Raw genomic sequence first — 22,403 nt, forward strand, 5'->3', positions numbered from 1 at the left:
CCCCATGACGGCTCTTTTGATGACGGAACACCGCAAAGCGGCGATCAGGGTCGACCACGCCATGGTGCTTGCAGCCGGGCTTGGCCAGCGCATGCGTCCCCTGACTGCCACGCGCCCCAAGCCGCTGATCGAAGTGGCCGGTCGCAGCCTGCTCGATTATTGCCTGGCCAGGCTAGCGGAGGATGGCGTCAAGACCGTGGTGGTGAATGTCCATTATCTGCCCGAGCAGATCGAGGCTTATCTGAAGGGCCATAAGCATCCGCGTATCGTGATCTCCGACGAGCGGGACCGGCTCCTGGATACCGGCGGTGGGGTGTGCAAGGCCTTGCCTCTGCTCGGGATGCAGCCGTTCTTCATTCTCAATTCCGACAGCCTGTGGATCGAGGGGGCAAAACCAGCGCTTGCCCGCTTGCGCGAAGCATGGCGGGAGGATGAAATGGATTGCCTGATGCTGCTGGCCAGCACGGTCAACAGCGTCGGTTACGACGGCAATGGGGATTTCACCATGGATGTCACTGGCCGCCTGAGCCGGCGCATGCCGGGCGAGGTCGCCCCCTTCGCCTATACCGGCCTGTGCATCGCCCATCCGCGGCTGTTCAAGGGCGCGCCGGACGGTGCGTTCTCCATGAACCTGCTGTGGGACCGGGCCATCGAGGCGGGGCGGCTGTTCGGCCTGCGCCACGACGGCATCTGGCTGCATGTGGGGACGCCCGACGGGGTCACGGCTGCCGAGCGGGCGCTGCAGGAGCTATGAGGTGACGGAGGCGCAGGGCAGCCTCCCCCTGTTGTGGCGTCCGCGGGTCTTCACCATCGCGCCAGATGAGCCCTTCCTGCCGCGGCTTGCCGCTGCTGTGGGCCGTGGGGTGTTGTTTCCCGGCCGGCCAGCGCCCGGTCCGCTCGAGCTTGCGCAAGCGACCATCCTACTGCCGACAAGGCGCTCGGCGCGCGCTCTTAGCCATGCGTTTCTCGACCTTTTTGGCGGAGCGTCCCTGCTGCCGCGCATTCGTCCGCTAGGCGATGTGGACGAGGACGAATTCGCCTTCGAAGCAGATGGCGAAGGTGGCGGTGATCTCGACCTACCCCCGGCCATTTCCGGGCTTGGCCGACAGCTGGTGCTGATGCGACTGCTGCTCGACTGGGCACGGGAGTATCCGACCCACCACCTCGGCCGCGCCCTGCGCAGCGGGCCGGGCCAGGCGGTGGCGCTGGCGCGGTCGCTGGCCGCGCTGGTTCAATCCTTCGAGACGGAAGAGGTGGCGCTGGATGCGCTGGAGATGCTGCGCGAGGGGGATTATCCCGAGCATCGGGCCGGCCTGCTCGACTTCCTCAGCATGGTGCGGCAGCGGCTGCCGGAGGAGATGGGGCGGCTCGGCATCATCGGCCAGCAGCAACGGCGCAGCCTGCTGATCGCGGCGGAGGCGCGGCGGCTGGAAGCGCTAGGTGCGGACGGCGGGCCGATCATTGCCGCCGGCTCCACCGGCTCGATCCCGGCGACGGCGCGGCTGCTCTCGGTCATTGCCCGGCTTCCCCATGGGGCGGTGGTGCTGCCCGGGCTCGACGCGAGCCTGGACGCAGAGAGCTGGGCGGAGCTGCCGCCGCAGCATCCGCAATATGGTCTCAAGCGGCTGCTGGAGCGGATGGGCCTTGCCCGGCATGAGGTCGAGCCGCTGCCGGGCGGCGATAGCGCTGACCGCGAGGAGCGCGGCCGGGCCAAGCAGCGTTTCTTGAGCGAGGTCATGCGGCCGGCCGCAACCACCGAGCGCTGGCGCGACCTGCCGATGCAGATGCCCCACGAACAGCTTCGCCTCGCCACAGAGGGGGTCGCGCTGATCGAAGCGCCAAGCCAGCGGGAGGAGGCGCTGATAATCGCGCTGATCATGCGCCATGTGCTGGAGGCGCCGGAGCAGACGGGGGCGCTGATCACGCCGGACCGCCGGCTGGCGCGGCGAGTGGCCGCCGAGCTCGCCCGCTGGGATATCGCCGTGGACGACACGGGTGGCACACCCGTTGCCCATGTGGCGGAGGGGACGTTTCTGCTGCATCTGCTGGACGCGGTCATGGCGGAGTTCGGGCCGGTGCCCCTGCTGGCGCTGCTCAAGCATCCGCTGGCCGCGTTCGGCTTCGAGCGGGCCGAGCTTCGGCGGCGGGCGCGGCTCTTGGAGCTGGTGGCCCTGCGCGGCTTGCGTCCGCCGCCCGGACTGGACGGCATCGCCCAAGCTCTGCACAATGCCCGGGTGGCGCCCCGCCGGACAGCGCCGAGCGGGCTCACCGCCAAGGACTGGCGGGATCTGGATCACCTCGTGGATCGCGTGAACGCAGCCCTGCAGCCGCTGATCGCCGCTTTCGGTGCCGGCGCGGCCCCCATCCATGATCTCACCAAGGCGCATCTGGAGGCGGCCGAGGCGGCCTGTTTGCGGGATCGCCACGGCTCCGCCCTATGGCGGGGGGAGAATGGGCAGGCGCTGGCTGCCCTGTTCTCCGGACTGATCGAGGATAGTGCCGTTGGCCCGGAGATCGAGCCGACACTGTATCCCCCATTGCTCCGCGATCTCATGATGAGCCGGGTGGTGCGGCCGCAGGCCAGCCGCCATCCGCGCCTTGCCATTTACGGGCTGTTGGAAGCGCGGCTGATCAAGGCTGACGTGACCATACTGGGCGGGCTCAACGAAGGGGTGTGGCCGGGCGTTCCGCAGGAGGATCCCTGGCTCAACCGGCCGATGCGGCAGGCCGTCGGGCTCGACATGCCGGAGCGGCGGTTGGGCTTGGCCGCCCATGATTTCGTCCAGGCCATGTCGGGCGGGCGAGTCTATGGCACCTGGTCGCGCAAGATCGACGGGGCGCCGGCGGTGCCGTCGCGCTGGATCCTGCGGCTGCAGACCCTGCTCCAGGCTGGGGGCGCGGCGGCGCTGGTTGCGCCGAAACAGCCATGGCTCGCCTGGGCGTCCCAGCTCGAGCGGCCGCCGGAACAGGACGTGGTGGCGGTGCCCAAGCCACGGCCGCCTTTGGCCATGCGCCCGCGCCGGCTGAGCGTCACCGAGATCGAGACCTGGATCCGCGACCCCTATGCCATTTTCGCCCGGCACGTGCTGAGGCTGAGGCCGCTGGACGAGCTGGAGAAGCTGCCCGGCCCGGCCGAGCGCGGCATTCTGGTGCACGCGGCGCTGCAGCGCTTCGCCGAGGCATGGCCGGAGCAGCTGCCGGAAGATCCGGCCTCGGCCCTCATCGATTGCGGCCGGGCGGTGTTTGCGGACTGGATGGCCTATCCCGATGTGTCCGGCTTCTGGTGGCCGCAATTCCTCAAGATGGCGCGCTGGTTCGCCCATGAGGAGGTGGCGCTGCGGCGGGGCGTGCTCCGCCAGCTGGTGGAGCTCAAGGGCCGCATTCTCATCGATCAATTCGGTACGCCCTTCGAGCTCACGGGACGGGGCGACCGCTTCGACCTGCTCGAGGACGGCACCGTGCGGATCATCGATTATAAGACCGGTTCGCTGCCGACGCATAAGCAGGAAGCGGCCAATTTCAGCCCGCAGCTGCTGCTGGAAGCCAAGATGGTGGAGCTGGGCGGCTTCGAGGCACTCGGGGCTCGTCCGGTGCGGGAGCTGGCCTATATCCGCCTCACCGGCGGCAACCCGGCGGGTGTGCTGCAGCCGAGCGGGGCGGACGCAGACCTGATCTCCGTGATCTATGCGGGGCTGTGCAACCTCATCGCCGCCTATGACGACGAGGCCCAGCCTTATCTGCCGCGGGTGCGCATCCAGCGTGAGGATGCGGTGCTGGATTACGACCACCTCTCGCGCTTTGCCGAGTGGCAGGCCTTGGCCGCCGCCAATGGTGAGAGCAATGGAGAAGGCACATGACCGCCGATGCGGTGCGCGCCGCCACCGATGCCCAGGGTCGTGCTTCGAACCCCGAGGTTTCGGCCTGGGTGTCGGCCAGCGCCGGATCCGGCAAGACGCGGGTGCTGGTGGATCGGGTAATCCGGCTGATGCTGGCGGGCACCCCGCCCGAGCGCATTCTGTGCCTCACCTTCACCCGCGCGGCCGCGGCGGAAATGGCCAACCGCCTGTTTCAGACGCTGTCGGGCTGGGTGGGGCTCGATGACGAGGCGTTGTCTGCCAGCATCGGCCGGTTGACCGGCGCCACCCCTGGAAGCTTCGATCTCGTCACCGCGCGGCGGCTGTTCACCCGGGCGCTGGAGACGCCGGGCGGTCTCAAGATCCAGACCATCCATGCCTTCTGCGAGAAGCTGTTGCAGCGCTTTCCCGTGGAGGCCGGCATCGTGCCCGGTTTCGAGGTGATGGACGAGCGGGCGGCGGACGAGATGCTGCGGGAGGTGCGCGACGGCTTCATGCGGCAGGCGGGCGAGAACCCGGAGACGCTGCCGGCGCAGGCCTTCGCCACGGTGGTGGCCTATGTGGGCGTGGCCGGCTTCGACAAGGTGATGAAGGAGGTGCTAGCCGCCCGTGCCTCGCTGCTCAAGCTTCTGGATACGGCCATCTTCCAGGACAGTTTCGTCCGGCTGGAGCGGCATCTCGGCCTTGCGCCTGACGACACTTTCGAGAATGTCGCCCAAGAATTGTTCGAGGGGGCTAACCGCCCTGCCCTCACCCGGGCGCGAGACGTTCTCGCGGCAAGCTCGGCCAAGATGAAGGCGCAGGCCCAGCATCTCGCGGCGTTCCTGGCCGCCCCCGACCCGCAGACCGCCTTCGCTGCCGCTCGCCAGCTGTTCCTGACCGCCGAGGAAAAGCCGAAGGCGGATTCCACCCTCGTCACCGCGACCGTTGCCAATGCCCATCCCGATGTGGCCGAGGCACTGTTTGCCGAGCGAGACCGGGTGCTGGCACTGATCGACCGGGAACGCTGCGTGCATGTGCGTCAGGCCAGTGAAGCGTTGCTGCTGGTGGCACTGGCCATGCTTGGGGAATATGAGGCGCGCAAGCGGCGGCATGGTCGCTATGATTATGAAGACTTGATCGAGCGCACTCTCAGCCTGCTCACCGACATCGACAGTGCCGGCTGGGTGCTGTTCAAGCTGGATGGCGGTATCGACCATATTCTGGTGGACGAGGCGCAGGATACGAGCCCGCCGCAATGGCAGATCATCGCCGCTATCGTGGAGGAGTTCTTCGCGGGGCAAGGGGCGCGGGATGATGCGCTGCGCACCCTATTCGTGGTGGGCGACCACAAGCAGTCGATCTACAGCTTCCAGGGTGCCGACCCGCAGGTGTTCGACGACATGCACCGGGCGTTCCGCAGGCGGGCGCGGGCGGCGGGGCGGCGCTTCGAGGACGTGCCGCTGAGCGTCTCGTTCCGCTCGACCGCGGACGTGCTGCAGGCGGTGGACAGGGTTTTCGCCCAGCTCGATGCGCAGGCGGGTCTCACGCCCCGGGGCGGCGAGCTCCTGCCGCACCAGCCGACCCGCATCGGGCAAGCAGGGCTGGTGGAGATCTGGCCCAAGGTTCAACCCCTGCCCAAGCCGCCGACCACCCCGTGGCAGGCACCGGTGGACCATGAGGATGCGGCCCATCCGCGGGTGCGCCTGGCGGAACGGATCGCCGACACCATCCACCGCTGGCTCGCGCAAGGCGAGCTGCTCACCTCCCAGCAGCGGCCGATCCGGGCCGGCGACATCCTGGTGCTGGTGCGCCGCCGCGACCGGTTCGTGGACGCCCTGCTGCGCGGCCTCAAGCAGCGCGGCGTGCCGGTGGCGGGCGCCGACCGGCTGGTGCTCACCGACCATATCGCCGTCAAGGACCTGATCGCCCTCGGCCGCTTCGTGCTGCTGCCCGAGGACGACCTGAACCTCGCCTGCCTGCTCAAGAGCCCGCTGGTGGCGCGGGATGACGGGCGGCCGCTCGATGACGACGACCTCATGGCGCTCTGCCATGACCGGGCGGGCAGCCTGTGGCAGGCGTTGCAGCGCAAGGCCGGCATTAGCGGCTACCCCTATGGGAATGCGCTGGAGCGGCTGCGCACCTGGTTCAACCGGGCGGACTTCCAGTCGCCCTTCGCCTTCTTCTCCCAAGTGCTGGGGGCCGACCGCGGCCGCGCCGCCTTTGCCCGCCGGCTGGGCGATGAGGTGCATGATCCGCTGGACGAGTTCCTGCGCGCGACGCTCGACTATGAACAGACGCACACCCCTTCTCTCCAGGGATTCCTGCAGTGGCTCACCTCCGCGGAGACCGTGATCAAGCGCGACATGGAGCACGGGGTCGACGCGGTGCGCATCATGACGGTGCATGGCAGCAAGGGCCTCGAGGCCAACATCGTGTTCCTGCCGGACACCTGCTCGCCGCCGCGCAAGCAGGACCATCCGCAGATCGTCGCTTTCCCTCCGGATGAGGCGGGAGACGCGATTCATTGCTGGCGCCTCGGTCCGGCCTATGAGGGGCGCGCCATCGAGCAGCTGCGGCAGCGGCAGCACCAGCTGTTCACCGAGGAATATAACCGACTGCTCTATGTGGCCATGACCCGCGCCCGCGACCGGCTCTATATCTGCGGCTATGAAGGCGTGCGGCAGGCGAGCGGCACCACCTGGTATGACCTCATCACGGCAGCGCTCAAACCGCATGCGCGCGAGGTGACGCTGGCGGATGGCGAAAAGGTCTGGCGCATCGAAAGTCCGCAGACGGCGCCGGTTCCGGAAACGGGATCGGAAAATGGAGAGCGCGTGGCGGCCGACTTATTGCCGGAATGGGCAAAGCGTCCGGCACCCCGCGAAGCACCAACCCATGTCGACCTCGCCCCTTCGCATCTGGGCGAAGGCGGCGATGCCGCGTCTGCCCCGCCTGCGGAACCGTCGCCGCTGGCGATCGCTGCCGACCGAACCCGTTTCCGCCGCGGGCGGCTGATCCACCGGCTGCTGGAAGCGCTGCCGGCGCTCGCGCCCAAAGCCCGAGCCGCGGCGGCGCGTCGCTATCTCGCCAGGGCCGCAGCCGATCTCGCCGAGGCCGAGCGCGAAGCGATCTGGGCCGAGGTGCGGGCGATCCTCGACCACCGCGAGTTCGCTGACGTGTTCGCGCCGGGCAGCCTGAGCGAGGTGCCGCTTGCGGCGTTGGATCCGGAGGCCGGCGCCAGACTTACCGGCCGGGTTGACCGGCTGGCCATTACCGAGACCCAAGTTCTGGTGATCGACTACAAGACCAACCGGCCGCCGCCCTTGTCGATTGATGATGTCGATCCGATCTATGTCCGGCAGCTCGAAACCTATGGCGCGATCCTGCGCCGCATCTTTCCGGAGAAGCGCGTCCGCTGCGCCTTGCTATGGACCGTCGGGGCGCGGCTGATGGAGCTGCCCGGCCCGGCTTGAGGCATTCGTCCGCCGGATGCCATCATGTAAAGGTTGTCGTCACACTGTCGCACGACTCACTGAACATGTCATAATTCCCGGACTGCAAGGCGGCGCCAGGCCCACCGGGTCAAGTGAATGAGATGACAGACAGCGAGGTTCCTCTGACGATCGCTTACGGGCTGCTGGTGGCATGCCTGGCCGCCCTGGTGCTCACCCAGGGGTTTACGACCGCCAACCTGCTGATTGCGGCGGGGCTGCTCGGCGCCATCCTGCTCTTGCTGTTCACACCCGGCCGGAGCCGCGAACCTAGTCCTAGCGAAACTTTGCGAAGCGTGGATGACAATGTGAGCGCCGCACCTGCGCCGGTCCTGCCGCAGATCGGGGAAGCCGTGCCCGACCCGTTGCTGATGCTGGACGGAGATGGGATCGTCCGCTTCTGCAATTCGCACGCGCGCGAGCTCCTGGAGCTCGATCCGGTGGGTCATCACATATCGATCGGCATCCGCGCACCGGCCATTCTCGAAGCCATTCGCGAGGTCAATGCCACGCACAAGGTGCGCCGCGTGGATTACGAGGTGCGGGTGCCGGTCGAGCGCCACTTCGAGACGTATATCGCGCCAATCGAGCTGCCCTTTCCCGCCGGCAGCGGGCGCCGCGCGGACGGTTCGGTGCTGGTGCTGATGCGGGATTTCACGCAAGCCCACCAGATCGAGCGCATGCGCGCCGACTTCATCGCCAATGCCAGCCACGAGCTGCGCACCCCGCTGGCCTCCGTGCTCGGCTTCATCGAGACGCTGCAGGGCGCGGCGCGGAATGATCCCGCCGCGCGGGAACGGTTTCTGGAGCTGATGCGGGTGCAGGGCACGCGCATGACCCGGCTCATCGACGACCTCCTGTCGCTCAGCCGGATCGAGATGAACGCCCACGTGCCACCCACGGCCGAGGTCAATCTGGAGCAGACCGTTCGCCACGTGATCGACCTGCTGCAACCGCTGGCGGCTGAGCAGAACGTGTCCATCAACATCACCGATAGCGTGACCGATCACCCCGTCATCGTGCGTGGGGATCGCGACGAACTGGTGCAGGTGTTCCAGAACCTGATCGAGAACGCCATCAAATATGGCGGCAGCGGCAAGGAGGTCGAGCTTACCTTCGCGCTGGCGGGCGCCGCGGTCGAAGTGACGGTGCGCGATCACGGTCCCGGTATTCCTCCTGAGCACATTCCGCGGCTGACCGAGCGATTCTACCGGGTCAGCACCCAGGACAGCCGTGCGCGCGGCGGCACCGGCCTCGGGCTCGCGATCGTCAAGCACATTCTCAACCGCCACCGGGGAAAGCTCGTCATCCGCAGCACCCTTGGGGAAGGCTCGTCATTCACGGTGCGGCTTCCTCTCGCGAATGGCGCCAAATAGCATTGGCCCTCAGCGCCTTAGAACGTAATCAAACTGTCGCAAAAACGTCATACAACCGCATTGCTGACCGCTTAAGGCTTGCGAACGGAATGCGCTCCGTCTTCCGCAAAAGCCAACAGAGAGGCTAGATCCATGAACATCATCCGCAAAGCGGGCATCGGCGCGGCGATTGCCGGCGTGATTGCCCTGGTCGCTGCGGGCGTTTCCAATGCGGCGAATATCGCCGGCGCCGGCGCGACCTTCCCCTATCCGATCTATGCGAAATGGGCCGAAGCCTACAAGCAGGAGACCGGCGATGGCCTCAACTATCAGTCCATCGGCTCGGGCGGCGGCATCAAGCAGATCCAGGCCAAGACGGTGACCTTCGGCGCCTCCGACATGCCTCTGAAGGCTGAGGATCTGGAGAAGTCCGGGCTGATCCAGTTCCCGATGGTGATGGGCGGCGTCGTTCCGGTGGTGAACATCGAAGGCATCGAGCCGGGCGGCATCGTGCTGAGCGGGGACGTGCTGGCCAAGATCTTCCTCGGCGAGATCACCCAGTGGGACGACCCGGCGATCAAGCAGCTGAACCCCAATGCCAATCTGCCCTCGTCGGCCATCGCCGTGGTGCACCGCTCCGACGGCTCCGGCACCACCTTCATCTTTGCCGATTATCTGTCGAAGGTGAGCGAGGACTGGAAGTCAAAGGTCGGCGCGGCGACCTCGCTCGAGTGGCCTGTCGGCATCGGCGCCAAGGGTAACGAGGGCGTCGCCAACAACGTGAAGCAGACGGCAGGCTCGATCGGCTATGTCGAGTATGCCTATGCCAAGCAGAACAAGCTGACCCACGCCAACCTGATCAATGCCGAGGGCAAGACGGTGAGCCCGACCATGGAGTCGTTCCAGGCCGCCGCCGCCAATGCGGACTGGGCCAACACGCCCGGCTTCGCCGTGATCCTGACGAATGAGCCCGGCGCCGAGAGCTGGCCCATTTCCGGGGCGACCTTCATCCTCATGCACAAGAAGCCCGAGAAGCCGGAGGACTCGCTCACCGCGCTCAAGTTCTTCGCCTGGGCCTACAAGAATGGGGACGAGGCTGCGGCGAACCTCGACTACGTGCCGATGCCGGACGAAGTGGTCGCGCTGGTGGAGGAATCCTGGAAGCAGATCACCGGCCCCGACGGCCAGCCCATCTTCAAGGGCATGTGAACCCCGCAGGGGAACACCCGCAGGTGCGCCTGAGGGTGTTCCCCTCTTCTCAATCCGGCTCGGAAGCATCACAGTTCGCAGCGGGGACAACATGTCGAGTCAGTCGGTTATGACAGAACGCACCATCCTGCGATCCGCGGGGTCCGATCGGTCTCGCACGCTGCGGAAGTTCGCAGTGACCGACGCGGTCTTTCGCGGTCTCACCTATTCTGCCGCGGTGGCCGTTCTGGTTTTGCTCGGCGGTGTCATCGTCGCGCTCGTTCACGGCTCCTATCCGGCTCTGAGCACCTTTGGCCTTGAATTCTTCACCACGCAGGCGTGGAATCCCGTCACTGAGCATTTCGGTGCGCTGGCGCCGATCTATGGCACGATCGTCACTTCGATCATCGCGCTCATCCTGGCGGTTCCGGTGGGCATCGGCATCGCGATCTTCCTGACGGAGATCTGTCCGATGGCGCTCCGGCGTCCGATCGGCATCGCCGTCGAGCTTCTGGCGGGCATTCCCAGCATCATCTACGGCATCTGGGGCCTGTTCGTGTTCGCGCCTTTCCTGCAGCAGTACGTGCAGCCGGCCCTGATCGCCACGTTTTCCGGCATTCCCGGGCTCAGCAGCTTGTTCGCCGGCCCGCCCTACGGCATCGGCGTGCTGACCGCCTCGCTCATTCTCGCGATCATGATCCTGCCGTTCATCACGGCCATCACCCGGGACGTGTTCGAGACCACGCCGCCCATGCTGAAGGAGTCGGCCTATGGGCTGGGCTGCACCACCTGGGAGGTGGTGACGAAGGTGGTGCTGCCCTTCACCCGCGTGGGTGTCATCGGCGGCATCATGCTGGCGCTCGGCCGTGCCCTGGGCGAGACCATGGCGGTGACCTTCGTGATCGGCAACGCCCACCGGATCAGCGCCTCGATCCTGGCGCCGGGCACTACGATCTCCGCCTCGATCGCCAATGAATTCACCGAGGCCATCGGCGAGCTCTACACCTCCTCGCTGATCGCGCTCGGCCTCATCCTGTTCGTGATAACCTTCATCGTGCTCGCTGCCGCACGCTACCTGCTGCTGCGCATCGAGCGGCGCCTGGGGAACTGACCATGCATGCATTGTACAGAGGTCGGCGCTTCCGCAATTCCCTGGCCATGATCTTGTCGGTGGTGGCCGCCGCTATCGGCCTGGGCTGGCTCGTGCTCATTCTGGCGGTGCTGGTGTTCAAGGGCGTGTCCGGCCTGAACCTCGCCGTGTTCACCGAGATGACCCCGCCTCCCGGCAGCGCCGGCGGCCTGCTCAATGCCATTGTGGGCAGCTTGATCCTCACCGGCCTTGCCATCCTGATGGGCACGCCGATCGGCATCTTCGCCGGCACCTATATGGCCGAATACGGACGCGACTCGAAGCTCACCACCGTGGTGCGCTTCATCAACGACATTCTCCTTTCGGCGCCTTCGATCGTGATCGGCCTATTCGTGTACGAGACCATGGTGCTGGCCATGGGCAACTTCTCCGGCATCGCCGGGGCGGTGGCGCTCGCCATCATCGTGATCCCGGTGGTGGTGCGCACGACCGAGGACATGCTGCTGCTCGTGCCCAACACGCTGCGCGAGGCGGCCTCCGCCCTGGGCGCACCGCGCTGGCACGTGATATCCCATGTGGCCTACAAGGCGGCGAAGACCGGCATGATCACCGGCGTTCTGCTGGCGATCGCGCGCATTTCCGGCGAGACCGCGCCGCTGCTGTTCACTGCGCTCAACAACCAGTTCTGGAGCGTTGACCTCCTGGCCCCGATGCCCAGCCTGCCGGTGGTCATCTTCCAATTCGCGCTCAGCCCGTATGAGGATTGGCAGCAACTGGCCTGGACGGGCGCCCTGCTCATCACCATCACGGTGCTCGCCCTCAGCATCATCGCGCGGGCGCTCTCGGCCCGGAAAATGGAAACCTGATCATGACAGCCAACGCCATCCCCAACACCGCGCCTCGCGAACGGCCCGCCGCTGCGCTCCGCGAGCGGATCTCCATCCGCAACGTCTCGTTCTACTATGGCGAGTCGCAGGCGCTGAAGAATATCAGCCTGCCGCTCTACGACCGGGAGGTGACCGCCTTCATCGGGCCTTCCGGATGCGGGAAGTCCACCCTGCTTCGCGTCCTCAACCGCATGTACGATCTCTATCCGAAGCAGCGGGCCGAGGGCGAGGTGCTGCTTGACGGCGACAACATCCTGGACCCTAAGCAGGACCTCAACCTGCTGCGGGCGCGGATCGGCATGGTCTTTCAGAAGCCGACGCCCTTCCCCATGTCCATCTATGACAATATCGCCTTCGGTATCCGGCTCTACGAGAAGCTGCCGAAGTCGGAGATGGACGACCGGGTGGAGGACGCGCTGCGGCGCGGCGCGCTATGGGACGAGGTGAAGGACAAGCTCCACACCAGCGGCATGGGGCTGTCGGGTGGCCAGCAGCAGCGGCTGTGCATCGCGCGCAGCGTGGCGGTGCGGCCGGAGGTCATCCTGTTCGACGAGCCCTGCTCGGCGCTGGATCCGATCTCCACGGGGCGCATCGAGGAGCTGATCGAGCAGCTGAAGGTGGACTACACCATCGCCATCGTCACCCACAACATGCAGCAGGCGGCGCGCGTCTCGAAATACACGGCCTTCATGTATCTGGGCGATCTCATCGAGTTCGACCTGACCGAGAAGGTCTTCACCGCACCGTCACACAAGAAGACGGAAGAATACATCACCGGCCGCTTCGGCTAAGGCCGACGCCGGATTGAAAGGAAGCCGCCGTGAGCGAACACATCGTCAAGTCCTTCGATGAAGAGATTGCCGCTCTGAATGCGCGCCTTGCCCAGATGGGCGGCATGGCGGAAGAGCAGCTAGCCGGCGCCATCGAGGTGCTGGAAAGCCGCGATGCAGAACGCGCCGCAGCGATCATCGATGCCGACCGCAAGCTCGACCAGCTCGAGCGCGAGGTCGAGGAGCGCTCGATTCTGCTGATCGCCAAGCGCCAGCCCATGGCGCGCGATCTCCGCCAGGTGGTGGTGGCGCTCCGTACGGCCATGGATCTGGAGCGGGTCGGGGATTTGGCGAAGAATATCGCCAAGCGGTCGTTCGCGATCGGCGAAGGCCGGCCCAACGCCGGCTTCGCGGGCCTCAACCACATGGGCCGGCTGGCGCTGGAGCAGCTCAAGCTGGTGCTGGACGGCTTCATTCAGCACGACGCCGACAAGGCGCTGGAGGTGTGGCGCAACGACGAGCAGATCGACACACTCTACAACGCGCTGTTCCGGGAGCTGCTCACCTACATGATGGAAGATCCGCGCACGATCGGCGCCTGCACTCATCTCTTGTTCGGGGCCAAGAACATCGAGCGGATCGGCGACCATTGCACCAATATCGCCGAGAATGTCTATTACCTCGTCCATGGCCGGCTTCTGACCGAGGACCGGCCGAAGAGCGACACCACCAGCATGCTGAGCGTGAAGTACTCGGCCAAGCCTGCCGAGCCGGAAAAGACGCCATGAACGCACGTATCCTCATCGTGGAGGACGAGGAGCCGCTGCAGGTCCTCCTCTCCTACAATTTCGAGGCGGAAGGGTTCGTCACCCGCAGCGCCTCCAATGGCGATGACGTGGAGGTGCTCGTCGAGGAGGACCGACCGGACCTGATCATTCTCGACTGGATGCTGCCCGGCCTCTCCGGCATCGAGCTGTGCCGCCGCCTTAGGGCCCGCAGCGAGACGCGCGACATTCCCATCATCATGCTCACCGCCCGCGGCGAGGAGCAGGAGCGTATCCGTGGCCTCGCCACCGGCGCCGACGACTACGTGGTGAAGCCGTTCTCGGTACCGGAGCTGATCGCGCGCGCCCGCAGCATCCTGCGCCGCGCCAATCCGGAGATCGTGGCCGAGGTCTTGCGGGTCGGCGACCTCGCCATGGACTTGCGCACCCGCCGGGTGACGCGCGGCGGCCGCGACATCAATCTCTCGCCCACCGAGTTCAAACTGCTGGAGCACCTGATGCGCAGCCCCGGCCGCGTCTATACGCGCGAGCAGCTGCTGAATGCGGTGTGGGGCCGCGACATCTATATCGACGAGCGCACGGTGGATGTGCATATCGGCCGGCTGCGCGGGGTGATCAATCGCGGCCGTGAGCCCGACCCGATCCGCACGGTGCGCGGCATCGGCTATGCGTTCAACGAGCGGTTTGCCGGCTAGAGCGTTTTCGCCTTTTCATGGACTCGCGAAACCGCTCTAAGTTACTGTCTGGTTGCATTTTCTTCACGCGAGCCGGCATCCACTTCGCTCGAAAATGCTCTAGGCTAGCTCCTTCCATATCCACGGGATCGGGAAGCACCCTGTTCCGTTGATAGAGGACGAGAGGAGCATCCGATGAACACTGCCAATCTTCAGCTTGAAGGTCTCTATCTCGCGATCGCCGCCATCAACGATGCGCTGGTGCGCAAGGGTGTGCTTACGCGCGAGGAGATCGATCTGGCCCTCAAACGGGCCGAGCAGACCGCCCTGGGCGATGACCGCACCGCTGAGGATCTCAGCCCGGCGCACCGGGATGCGGTGGCTTTTCCCGCGCGGCTGCTGATCCTTGCCAATCACAGCGCGTCGGACGGGCATGTTCCCCCCTTTTCCGAGCTAGCCAAGCGCGTGGGCGAGACAAAGCCGCTCTATAACGACCAGCTCTGACCCTTATCCACTTCGCTCGAAAATGCTTCTAGCGCCCGAGCTTCGCCGACCTGCTCTGGAGCAACACGGCAACGCCGGCCAGCCCGATCAGCGCGATGCCCAGCACCTTCCAGGCGGCCGGCACCTCGTGGAAGAACAGGTACCCCCAGAGCGTGGCCCAGATCAGGGCGGTGTATTCGAAGGGTGTCACGGCCTTAGGCTGCGCCACCACATAGGCCTTGGCGAGGCAGTAGAAGCCCAGCGTGGCGATGAGCCCCAAGCTCAGCATCAAGCCGAGGTCGAGTGCGGGCGGCCAGATCCATGGCCGGCTCATGAAGGCAAGGCTCTCCGGCGTATATTTGGCAAGCCAGCCGTCACCGATGACCAACGCCAATATGCCGCTCGCGACGGCATAGAAAGCGGAGGCGTAGAGGGTCAGCGTGGCGGCGGATTCGGTGGTGCCCAGCTTGCGGGCGAAGATCTGCGAGAGCGCGTAGGTCAGCGCGGAGAGGATCGCGAACAGGGCCGCCGGGTTGATCACGTGCAGGTCCGGGTTGGCGACGATCAGCACCCCAATGAAGCCGGCGGTGATGGCAGCCCATTGGCGAGGCCTGACCGGCTCGCCGAGCATCGGGCCGGAGAGGATCGCGATGAAGATCGGCCCGGTGTAGAACAGGGAGACCGCATCCGCCATGGGAAGAGCGGCCAGCGCCATGTAATAGGCGATATAGCAGACGAACATCACGCTGGCCCGCGCCAGGTGGGACCACGGCCGCGTGGTGGTGAACCCTTTGGGACCGTCGAGAACCCAGACCAGGGCTGCAATCAGCGGCAGCGAGGCGATGCTGCGAAAGAACACGATCTGATACACCGGATAATCGCCGCTGATCCATTTGATGATGATGTCCTGCAGGGAGAAAACGAAGATGCCGGTCAAAAGGAACACGGCCCCCGTCCTCAGGCTGTGGTCGGGAGCGGCAGCCTGAGCACGCTCGATGGTGATCATTGTCTTTTCAGGCCCAGTTTGACGCGCGGCGGCACAAAGACTGCTCAACCCGGCAGCTTCCTGATTAGCTCTTCGCACCGCTCCGGACAAGGTCGATGGCGGCGATTAGGTTCCAAACGCCGGCTTCTGACCGCGGAAGGAGGCGGGGCCGTGTAAACGGGATCCATCGGGCTGCCCGTTTGTTAACCGAGCGGCCGCTTGTCTCACGGCGCGAGACAAAACGCGCTGGCGGAGACTAGCTTGGGGAATATTCAGGCAGCTTCTTGCACATGCGCAGAAACTGGGCAATTTGTGTGCATCGCAGCATAAATTGCCTGTAAAATGCGCAGCTGCCTGTAAATAATCCCGAAAGTTCGCTGGACCCCATTAGGCCGACGATTCCCACCTTGAGGATTTCTTGAAATAAAACAGATGGATAACGATATAGTCACTTATTGCATTTTTCAGACAGATTGTCGCAGCGCACGGTGCCGACTTGCAAATTGTGCATCGCAATGTATATTAGGCGCACGAGTTGAGAACGATGTTCTCCTCTCGTAGCCCTTCCTGGGCGTTTCCTCCCTAGACTTGGGCCGTCACAGTCATGCGACGGCCCTTTTTTCTTTTTCGGGCTGGAACTGGGGCGGGAGCGGCCTCACTCGGCCGCCATGCGCGGCGGGTCGAGGAGCGTCGGCAGGCTCTCAATGAGCGCCGGGATAATCTCCTCGAAGTCCTCGATCAGCCGGTAGAAGCCGCCATGGACGGTGAGGGTTTCTTCATCCATATAGAGGGCGCGGTTGATCTCGATTTGCAGGGCGTGGCGCCCCTGGGCCGGGCGGCCGTGGATCTGGGTGATATGGCCGCCGGCGTAGGGTCTGTTGCGGACGGCGGAATAGCCGCGGCGGGTGAGCGCCGTTTCCAGGAAATCGGTGACTGCGGGGGCGCAGGTGGAGCCGTAGCGGTCGCCGAGCACGAAATCCGGGCGGGGGACCGGGTCGCTGGCGGCGGCGGGCGCGGCGGTGGACGGCATGGAATGGCAATCGATCAGCACGACATGGCCAAATGCCGCGAAGGTTTCATCGAGCACCTCGGCCAGCAGCTTGTGATAGGGAAAGTAGAGCGATTGGATGCGGGCCTCCGCCTCCTTGAACAGCAGCGGGCGGCGGTAGATCTCCGCGGTTTCGCAGACCAGCCGCGGTATGGTGCCAAGGCCCCCGGCCACCCGTACGGAGGACGTGTTGACATAGTTGGGGAGCCGGTCGGCGAACATGGCCGGATCGAGCTCATAGGGCTCCCGGTTGAGGTCGAGATAGGCGCGGGGGATGTGGGCTTTGACCATTGGCGCGCCCAGGCTGACCACGCCCGAGAACAGATCGTCGACGTAACAGTCTTCCGAGCGCCGCAGAGTGTGAGCGTCGAGGCGCGATTGATTGAGGAACTGCGCCGGATACTGACGGCCGCTATGGGGTGAGTTGAATACGACGGCGGCGGTTTGGGTTCTGGGACGATTGACCTCGAAGGGCGGGTCGAACAGCTCGCTGGGCGGCCTCAATGGCATGCTCGATCAGTTCCCTGCAGGACGGCCGCTGAACAGCCTGTCACGGTTCGTAAAGTATGAGGCGATTGCCTTCAGTTGCAAGAGGCTCGCGCGATCGGTCGCGGGTGAGTATGCGCGAATCGGGGTTCATTTCCCTTCACACTGCGTTTACCCATGCGACGATAAGGTCGGCGCGTCCTCAGGCGCATGGGTGGCAAGAGCAAACGCACGTACACGAGATGGCGAAGATTCTCCTGGCTGAAGACGATGGCGATCTGCGCAAGTTCCTGGCCCGGGCACTGGAGCGGGCCGGGCATGAGATTTCCGCTTTTGCCGATGGGGCCGGCGCCTATGAAGAGCTCAAACACGACCAGTTCGACCTGCTGTTGACGGACATCGTCATGCCGGAGATGGATGGGATCGAGCTTGCCAGGCGCGCGGCGGAGCTGGACCCTACGCTCAAGATCATGTTCATCACCGGCTTCGCGGCCGTGGCGCTCAATCCCGACAACAAGGCGCCGAAGGAGGCCAAGATCCTGTCGAAGCCCTTTCATCTGAGGGATCTGGTCTCGGAGATCGAGCGGCTGATGGCTTGACCGCCCGCTCGCCCTGCCGGCGCGGAGCCCCGGCGCACACCGGCAAAGGTCGGCTCTTGCATCGGCGCACCCTTGCCGATATATGGGGCAGCCAAGCGCCATACGGCCCGGGCGGTTAGCTCAGCGGGAGAGCACTACGTTGACATCGTAGGGGTCACTGGTTCGATCCCAGTACCGCCCACCATCAAAATCAATGACTTAGACATTCTCAAGCTTCCTTTCGCAGGGTGTTGCCCAAGTTTCGCCCATGAAACGCCCGCCGGGCGGCAGACAGGTGATCAGGTGAATGATGGCCGTATGTCTTCCTGATCACGGCTTCTGAGGTTCCAAGGAACCCAGCGACTTCCCACATCGGCACCCTAGCTTGCAGAAGCCACGTTGCGCACGTGTGGCGAAGGACGTGAGGTGTGACATCCCCGTCCAGTCCGGCGAGGAGGCGTGCTCGAGTGAAAGCACGCCGCTCTTTCAGGAGGAGCTTTCCAAAATATTCGACAGGCCCATTCGTCGTGAGACGGCGCCATCGACGGAGATGCGGCACAAGGCGATCGGGAATGGGCGCAGGAGGCCGGCGTTTGTTTGTCTCGGTCTGCCCCTGACCTCGTCGGTACATTACGCCGCGATCAAGATCGAACCAGCCGCCTTTAGAATTGACTCCCCAACGCATGTTGAGAATGGCTTCGTGTCGTGTGCCGGTATAGAGCCCAATGAGAATGAAGAAGTTTGGCTCCGCCGGCTTTCAATTTCCGGATAATGCTCGCTTCTTCGGGGTGCTCTGCATTAAGTTCGAGAAGTTGCAGAGGGTCCAGATACTCAGCTTGTTCGATGAAACGCTGTTCGAACAGCTGGTTTTCCTCTTGTAATTCGGTGCTGTCTTGAATCGAAGCGGGCATAGGAGATGTTTCACGCTAATTGCTGAGACGCAGAAGCATGCATGCTAAAGGCTACAGTTCGCGGTGTCGATGGAGGCGCATCACCTTCTCGTTGGCTAGCCACTTTTTGTAGAAGTCCGCTCAGATACGTGGACATCTACAAGCTGTCATTCCGCATTAGTGAAGAGCTTCGGGTGCCGTCAGGCGCACGCCCCCCCGGAGTTATGTGTTCAATCGTGCCAAGTCGCAGGTCGCCGTTTGCTTCCAAGTGTACTGTCTCCAAATGCCGGAGTAAATGACCGCTTCGGTAGCTTTGCTCGTTCGCAAATGGACTGTCTTCTTACGGCCCAATGCCGACGTGACGAGAGCATCTGCTCGGCAACGACCGCTTCTGGGGCCCGAGCGGTCGCTGCGGGCATGGAGAGAGGTTCGCTATCGATCGCCGGTCTCAGGGAACAGGCGGCGGGTGCCGGAGCTTCTGTAGAGCGTCCGGTAAGGCCGCTGGCCGAGCAGGATCGGGTAGACGATGGCAGTGCGGCTGAAGAAGGCACCGTCTTGGTTCTGCGTTTCAGCCTCGATTCTCAGGACGCCCTGCAGGCCAGAGCCGGACCCCGATCCCGGCACAAGTAGGATCGGCTCGGACCCGAGGCTTGCGGCGGGGGTGCTCAATCGCGGGACCTCGCTGGATGGCGCGACGGTGCCGTCCAGGGCGGCTGCGATAAGTGGCTGTGTCGGCGATCGCGCCGGCACAGCTTGGCCGCCGAACACCGTGATTGCAGGCTGGATCCGCCGGAACAGATCACCCGTCATGCCCGGAACCCGCAGCAACTCACCCGTGAAGCTTATCCGCGGCCGGCCAGGCACTCCCGTTTGGGCGGAGGCCGTTTCTGAACTTTCGGATCGCAGCGCGATGATGCCGGTCGCGATCTGGGAAGGATCGGCAACGTCGACTCCGGCTGCGACGATCAACCGGGCCAGCAGCTCCGGCGGGGCGCCATTGACGTCGATTCGCTCGGCTTCCCGCGTGATGCGGACCCGGATTTCCGAGGGGCCTTCTCGCCAGCCATAAACCGTTCCGTCGCAGCGCCAGAGCTCTCCTGCACAGCGAGCTAAAATCGCATTCGTACCAGCCACTTCGACGGCACCGTCAGCCAGCAGACGAAGACTAGTCAGATCCCGGACATTCGCGGCAAGCCGTAGATCCGTGCTGCTGGTCCGCAGCACCATTCCCGCTAGTATTGCCACCAGCAGAATCGTCCATAACACCGCAAGGAGAGCGATACCTCCGTCGCGGCGCGTGGTCGATTGGGCAGGCGTGTCGCTCATCTGGGCATCGTGATGTTCACCACATCAGGCCTGCGGCGGGGGGTAAGGTTGGCATCGGCATTTCTCATCGTCTGCTCTCCCTTTGTTGGAAGCTTCCTTGGGCTGCTTGCCACACGGATGTCTCTCGGCCGGCCCGTGCTCACAATGCGCTCGCGCTGTGACCACTGCGACTCGGTATTGTCCATCGCTGATCTTGTTCCCATTGTCAGCTGGGTGGGCCTGCGGGGCAAGTGCAGGCTCTGCGGCGGATCGATCGATCCTGCCCTGCCGATCATCGAAGTCGCCGCTCTCGTCGTGGTGCTCTGGAGTGCACTCGTCGTACCGCCTGCGCTGCTATGGCCAAGCGCGCTGCTGGGCTGGCTGCTGCTTGCCCTATCGATGGTGGATATCAAGGCGTTCCGGCTTCCCGACACGCTGACCTGCACCTTGTTCGCAACAGGCCTCACACTGACCTGGTTCGCGTACCCGGAGCAGCTTCCATCGCACCTCATGGGCGCAGTGCTTGGCTTCAGCGCCCTCTACGCGATCGGCAGGCTGTTCAGGGCGGTCAGGGGCTATGACGGGCTCGGGCTTGGCGACGCCAAACTGCTGGGCGCCAGCGCCGCCTGGATCTCGTGGGAGGGACTGCCGTCGGTGCTGCTCGTCGGCGCCACGAGCGCGCTGTTCTGGATCTTGCTCACCCGGCTTGCGGGAAGGCGATGGGACAGGCATCGGCCCATACCCTTCGGCCCGTTCCTGTGCCTGGGGATCTGGCTGGTCTGGCTCTATGGCCCATTGACATGGGGCGTTTGATTTGAGGGTGGGATGCTGGGGGATGCAATCGATATCGAGGCTCTGGACCGGTCGCTGGGCGAGCGGCTCCTTGCCGCCGGGAAGATTGATCGGGCCGGCTTGGCACGGGCCGAACGGCTGCGCGAAAGTGGCAGCGGCCGGCTCTCCAATCTGCTGTCCAGTCTCGGTCTTGTCAGCGAGCCTGAGCTGGCCTTGGCCCTTGCCACCGAACTGCAGGCAAAGCTGCTTAAGCCGGACGATATCCCGACGGAGAAGGTTGCGGAGGACAAGCTCAGCGGCCGCTTCCTCAAACAGTTCAGCGTGCTGCCGCTCAGCCTGAGAGGTAACGAGCTGGAGCTCGCCGTTGCCGACCCGTTCGATCTCTACGCGCAGGATGCGGTGCGCCTGGCCACCGGCTGCGACGTGAAAATCGCCATTGGTGAAAAGAGCCTGATCAATCGCTCCGTTGAAGACCTCTACTTCAACGAGGAGAAGGACGAGGATTTCGGCGTTCTCGTCTCGAGCGCGCGCGAGGTCGAGGAAGATGTCCGCCGCTTGAAGGACTTGGCCAGCGAGACACCTGTCATTCGCCTGGTCAACGAGATGATTGCACGGGCGGTCGAGACGCGGGCATCGGATATCCACATCGAGCCGTACCAAGGCGCCCTCCGGGTGCGCAACCGCATCGATGGCGTGCTGATCGAGACACCCGCGCCGCCGGCCGAGCTTTGCGCGGCCGTCATCTCCCGCGTGAAGATCATGGCGGCGCTGGACATCGCCGAGCGTCGCCTGCCGCAGGACGGTCGCATTCAAACGGTGGTGCGCGGCAGGAAGATCGACCTGCGCATCTCCACCATGCCCACCCTCGACGGCGAGTCCGTCGTCATCAGAATACTCGACCGCGAGACTGTGAAGCTCGACTTCACGAGCCTCGGGATCAGCGAGCGCAATGTTGACCGTCTCGAGGTGATGCTGGCCAATCCCAACGGCATCATGCTGGTGACCGGCCCGACCGGAAGCGGCAAGACGACAACGCTCTATGCCGCGCTACGAGGGCTCAACAGCCCCGACAAGAATGTGATGACGGTCGAGGACCCGGTCGAATACCGGCTGGACGGCGTGAACCAGGTGCAGGTCAAGGCCTCAATCGAGCTGAGCTTTGCACGGGTCCTGCGCTCGATCCTGCGGCATGACCCCGACATTATCATGGTGGGCGAGATTCGCGACAGGGAGACAGCGGAGATCGCCGTTCAGGCGGCTCTGACGGGCCATCTGGTCCTTTCGACCCTGCACACGAATGATGCGGTCAGCAGCATCACCCGCCTGCTCGATATGGGGGTTGAAGACTTCCTTCTGACCTCGTCGCTATGTGGCATGGTGGCCCAGCGCCTGGTGCGCATGCTATGCGTGGAGTGCAAGACACCCACCGAGCTGCCGTCCGAGATCGTGAGCAAGTACCAGCTGGACCGCTTCGCCAATGCGGCGGGCCTGCGGACGCACCGTGCCGTTGGCTGCTCCTCGTGCAGTCACACGGGATACAGGGGAAGGACCAGTGTCATGGAAACGGCGCTCATGACGGCCGCCTTGCGCAGCGCGATCCTCAGGAGGGCTGATTCTGCCGAGCTTCACGAAGTGGCCTACGCTGAAGGCATGGAGAGCATGTTCACCGACGGTCTGCGTAAAGTGGCGGCAGGGATAACGACCCTGGAAGAGGTGCTGCGCGCCACCCGCGATGTCGGCATGCAATAGCTTCCGCCTCT

At 64.7% G+C, this 22,403-nt stretch carries 18 protein-coding genes and 1 tRNA gene; 15 read left to right on the forward strand and 4 right to left on the reverse strand.

The genetic code is table 11. The features are described from left to right. Positions 1 to 4 precede the first annotated feature (4 nt). The 11 genes from E4P09_RS21200 to E4P09_RS21250 all read left to right on the forward strand — a co-directional run bounded on the left by E4P09_RS21200 (position 5) and on the right by E4P09_RS21250 (position 14,580). Positions 5 to 754, forward strand: coding sequence for a nucleotidyltransferase family protein (locus tag E4P09_RS21200; protein ID WP_239025302.1), 750 nt, complete (start codon positions 5 to 7; stop codon positions 752 to 754). A 1-nt stretch (position 755) separates the two neighbouring features. Beyond that, positions 756 to 3,857: a double-strand break repair protein AddB gene (addB, locus tag E4P09_RS21205; protein ID WP_170984550.1), complete on the forward strand. Its 3,102-nt coding sequence runs from the start codon at positions 756 to 758 to the stop codon at positions 3,855 to 3,857. After that, positions 3,854 to 7,309, forward strand: coding sequence for a double-strand break repair helicase AddA (gene addA, locus E4P09_RS21210; protein WP_137391648.1), 3,456 nt, complete (start codon positions 3,854 to 3,856; stop codon positions 7,307 to 7,309). The genes addB and addA overlap by 4 nt, the downstream gene beginning before the upstream one ends. A 122-nt stretch (positions 7,310 to 7,431) precedes the next feature. Further along, on the forward strand, positions 7,432 to 8,703 hold the full coding sequence (gene phoR / locus E4P09_RS21215; protein WP_137391649.1) for a phosphate regulon sensor histidine kinase PhoR: 1,272 nt from the start codon (positions 7,432 to 7,434) through the stop codon (positions 8,701 to 8,703). Between the two features lie 132 nt (positions 8,704 to 8,835). Further along, positions 8,836 to 9,891 (forward strand): phosphate ABC transporter substrate-binding protein PstS, encoded by a 1,056-nt coding sequence (pstS, locus tag E4P09_RS21220; RefSeq protein ID WP_137391650.1) that lies wholly within the window; start codon positions 8,836 to 8,838, stop codon positions 9,889 to 9,891. 109 nt (positions 9,892 to 10,000) lie between these two features. Continuing rightward, the gene (pstC, locus tag E4P09_RS21225) at positions 10,001 to 10,981 is read left to right on the forward strand and encodes a phosphate ABC transporter permease subunit PstC (RefSeq protein WP_137391651.1); all 981 of its coding nucleotides are present in this window, start codon (positions 10,001 to 10,003) and stop codon (positions 10,979 to 10,981) included. A gap of 2 nt (positions 10,982 to 10,983) precedes the next feature. Continuing rightward, entirely contained in the window at positions 10,984 to 11,826 is an 843-nt protein-coding gene (gene pstA / locus E4P09_RS21230; RefSeq protein ID WP_137391652.1) for a phosphate ABC transporter permease PstA, read from the forward strand. A gap of 2 nt (positions 11,827 to 11,828) precedes the next feature. Beyond that, the gene (pstB, locus tag E4P09_RS21235; RefSeq protein WP_137391653.1) at positions 11,829 to 12,638 is read left to right on the forward strand and encodes a phosphate ABC transporter ATP-binding protein PstB; all 810 of its coding nucleotides are present in this window, start codon (positions 11,829 to 11,831) and stop codon (positions 12,636 to 12,638) included. A gap of 29 nt (positions 12,639 to 12,667) precedes the next feature. Next, complete coding sequence (phoU, locus tag E4P09_RS21240; protein ID WP_137391654.1) at positions 12,668 to 13,405, forward strand: phosphate signaling complex protein PhoU; 738 nt, start codon at positions 12,668 to 12,670, stop codon at positions 13,403 to 13,405. After that, positions 13,402 to 14,097: a phosphate regulon transcriptional regulator PhoB gene (gene phoB / locus E4P09_RS21245; protein WP_137391655.1), complete on the forward strand. Its 696-nt coding sequence runs from the start codon at positions 13,402 to 13,404 to the stop codon at positions 14,095 to 14,097. Before phoU ends, phoB begins: the two co-directional genes overlap by 4 nt. Positions 14,098 to 14,271: 174 nt before the next feature. Continuing rightward, positions 14,272 to 14,580, forward strand: a complete 309-nt coding sequence (locus E4P09_RS21250) for a hypothetical protein (protein ID WP_137391656.1) — start codon at positions 14,272 to 14,274, stop codon at positions 14,578 to 14,580. A gap of 28 nt (positions 14,581 to 14,608) precedes the next feature. Here E4P09_RS21250 and E4P09_RS21255 read toward each other — a convergent pair whose 3' ends face one another. Then, positions 14,609 to 15,565 carry a DMT family transporter gene (locus E4P09_RS21255; RefSeq protein WP_137391657.1) on the reverse strand — a complete coding sequence of 319 codons (957 nt, stop codon included), beginning with the start codon at positions 15,563 to 15,565 and terminating at the stop codon, positions 14,609 to 14,611. A 634-nt stretch (positions 15,566 to 16,199) separates the two neighbouring features. After that, complete coding sequence (locus E4P09_RS21260; RefSeq protein WP_137391658.1) at positions 16,200 to 17,102, reverse strand: N-formylglutamate amidohydrolase; 903 nt, start codon at positions 17,100 to 17,102, stop codon at positions 16,200 to 16,202. Between the two features lie 218 nt (positions 17,103 to 17,320). On the opposite strand from E4P09_RS21260, the gene cpdR reads away from it, so the two are divergent. Continuing rightward, positions 17,321 to 17,677: a cell cycle two-component system response regulator CpdR gene (gene cpdR / locus E4P09_RS21265; RefSeq protein ID WP_137391659.1), complete on the forward strand. Its 357-nt coding sequence runs from the start codon at positions 17,321 to 17,323 to the stop codon at positions 17,675 to 17,677. A gap of 109 nt (positions 17,678 to 17,786) precedes the next feature. Beyond that, a tRNA-Val gene (locus E4P09_RS21270) sits at positions 17,787 to 17,861 on the forward strand. Between the two features lie 24 nt (positions 17,862 to 17,885). Here E4P09_RS21270 and E4P09_RS21275 read toward each other — a convergent pair. Together E4P09_RS21275 and E4P09_RS21280 are read right to left on the reverse strand one after the other, a co-directional pair. Further along, positions 17,886 to 18,341 (reverse strand): tyrosine-type recombinase/integrase, encoded by a 456-nt coding sequence (locus E4P09_RS21275; RefSeq protein WP_137391660.1) that lies wholly within the window; start codon positions 18,339 to 18,341, stop codon positions 17,886 to 17,888. Between the two features lie 637 nt (positions 18,342 to 18,978). Further along, on the reverse strand, positions 18,979 to 19,872 hold the full coding sequence (locus tag E4P09_RS21280) for a type II secretion system protein GspK (RefSeq protein WP_137391661.1): 894 nt from the start codon (positions 19,870 to 19,872) through the stop codon (positions 18,979 to 18,981). 12 nt (positions 19,873 to 19,884) lie between these two features. On the opposite strand from E4P09_RS21280, the gene E4P09_RS21285 reads away from it, so the two are divergent. Together E4P09_RS21285 and E4P09_RS21290 are read left to right on the forward strand one after the other, a co-directional pair. Continuing rightward, positions 19,885 to 20,664: a prepilin peptidase gene (locus E4P09_RS21285; RefSeq protein ID WP_137391662.1), complete on the forward strand. Its 780-nt coding sequence runs from the start codon at positions 19,885 to 19,887 to the stop codon at positions 20,662 to 20,664. 12 nt (positions 20,665 to 20,676) lie between these two features. After that, complete coding sequence (locus E4P09_RS21290; RefSeq protein WP_137391663.1) at positions 20,677 to 22,392, forward strand: GspE/PulE family protein; 1,716 nt, start codon at positions 20,677 to 20,679, stop codon at positions 22,390 to 22,392. Positions 22,393 to 22,403: the final 11 nt, after the last annotated feature.

The sequence above is a fragment of the Rhodoligotrophos defluvii genome (assembly GCF_005281615.1).
Classification (GTDB): domain Bacteria; phylum Pseudomonadota; class Alphaproteobacteria; order Rhizobiales; family Im1; genus Rhodoligotrophos; species Rhodoligotrophos defluvii.

What these genes read in the sequence shown, in the direction of transcription:
- E4P09_RS21200 (WP_239025302.1), top strand. Translation starts at nt 5, where the DNA reads ATGACGGCTCTTTTGATGACGGAACACCGCAAAGCGGCGATCAGGGTC.
- pstA (WP_137391652.1), top strand. Translation starts at nt 10,984, where the DNA reads ATGCATGCATTGTACAGAGGTCGGCGCTTCCGCAATTCCCTGGCCATG.
- E4P09_RS21260 (WP_137391658.1), bottom strand. Translation starts at nt 17,102, where the DNA reads ATGCCATTGAGGCCGCCCAGCGAGCTGTTCGACCCGCCCTTCGAGGTC.
- E4P09_RS21250 (WP_137391656.1), top strand. Translation starts at nt 14,272, where the DNA reads ATGAACACTGCCAATCTTCAGCTTGAAGGTCTCTATCTCGCGATCGCC.
- phoR (WP_137391649.1), top strand. Translation starts at nt 7,432, where the DNA reads ATGACAGACAGCGAGGTTCCTCTGACGATCGCTTACGGGCTGCTGGTG.
- E4P09_RS21280 (WP_137391661.1), bottom strand. Translation starts at nt 19,872, where the DNA reads ATGAGCGACACGCCTGCCCAATCGACCACGCGCCGCGACGGAGGTATC.
- pstB (WP_137391653.1), top strand. Translation starts at nt 11,829, where the DNA reads ATGACAGCCAACGCCATCCCCAACACCGCGCCTCGCGAACGGCCCGCC.
- E4P09_RS21285 (WP_137391662.1), top strand. Translation starts at nt 19,885, where the DNA reads ATGTTCACCACATCAGGCCTGCGGCGGGGGGTAAGGTTGGCATCGGCA.
- phoB (WP_137391655.1), top strand. Translation starts at nt 13,402, where the DNA reads ATGAACGCACGTATCCTCATCGTGGAGGACGAGGAGCCGCTGCAGGTC.
- E4P09_RS21275 (WP_137391660.1), bottom strand. Translation starts at nt 18,341, where the DNA reads ATGCGTTGGGGAGTCAATTCTAAAGGCGGCTGGTTCGATCTTGATCGC.
- pstS (WP_137391650.1), top strand. Translation starts at nt 8,836, where the DNA reads ATGAACATCATCCGCAAAGCGGGCATCGGCGCGGCGATTGCCGGCGTG.
- E4P09_RS21255 (WP_137391657.1), bottom strand. Translation starts at nt 15,565, where the DNA reads ATGATCACCATCGAGCGTGCTCAGGCTGCCGCTCCCGACCACAGCCTG.
- cpdR (WP_137391659.1), top strand. Translation starts at nt 17,321, where the DNA reads ATGGCGAAGATTCTCCTGGCTGAAGACGATGGCGATCTGCGCAAGTTC.
- pstC (WP_137391651.1), top strand. Translation starts at nt 10,001, where the DNA reads ATGACAGAACGCACCATCCTGCGATCCGCGGGGTCCGATCGGTCTCGC.
- addA (WP_137391648.1), top strand. Translation starts at nt 3,854, where the DNA reads ATGACCGCCGATGCGGTGCGCGCCGCCACCGATGCCCAGGGTCGTGCT.
- E4P09_RS21290 (WP_137391663.1), top strand. Translation starts at nt 20,677, where the DNA reads ATGCTGGGGGATGCAATCGATATCGAGGCTCTGGACCGGTCGCTGGGC.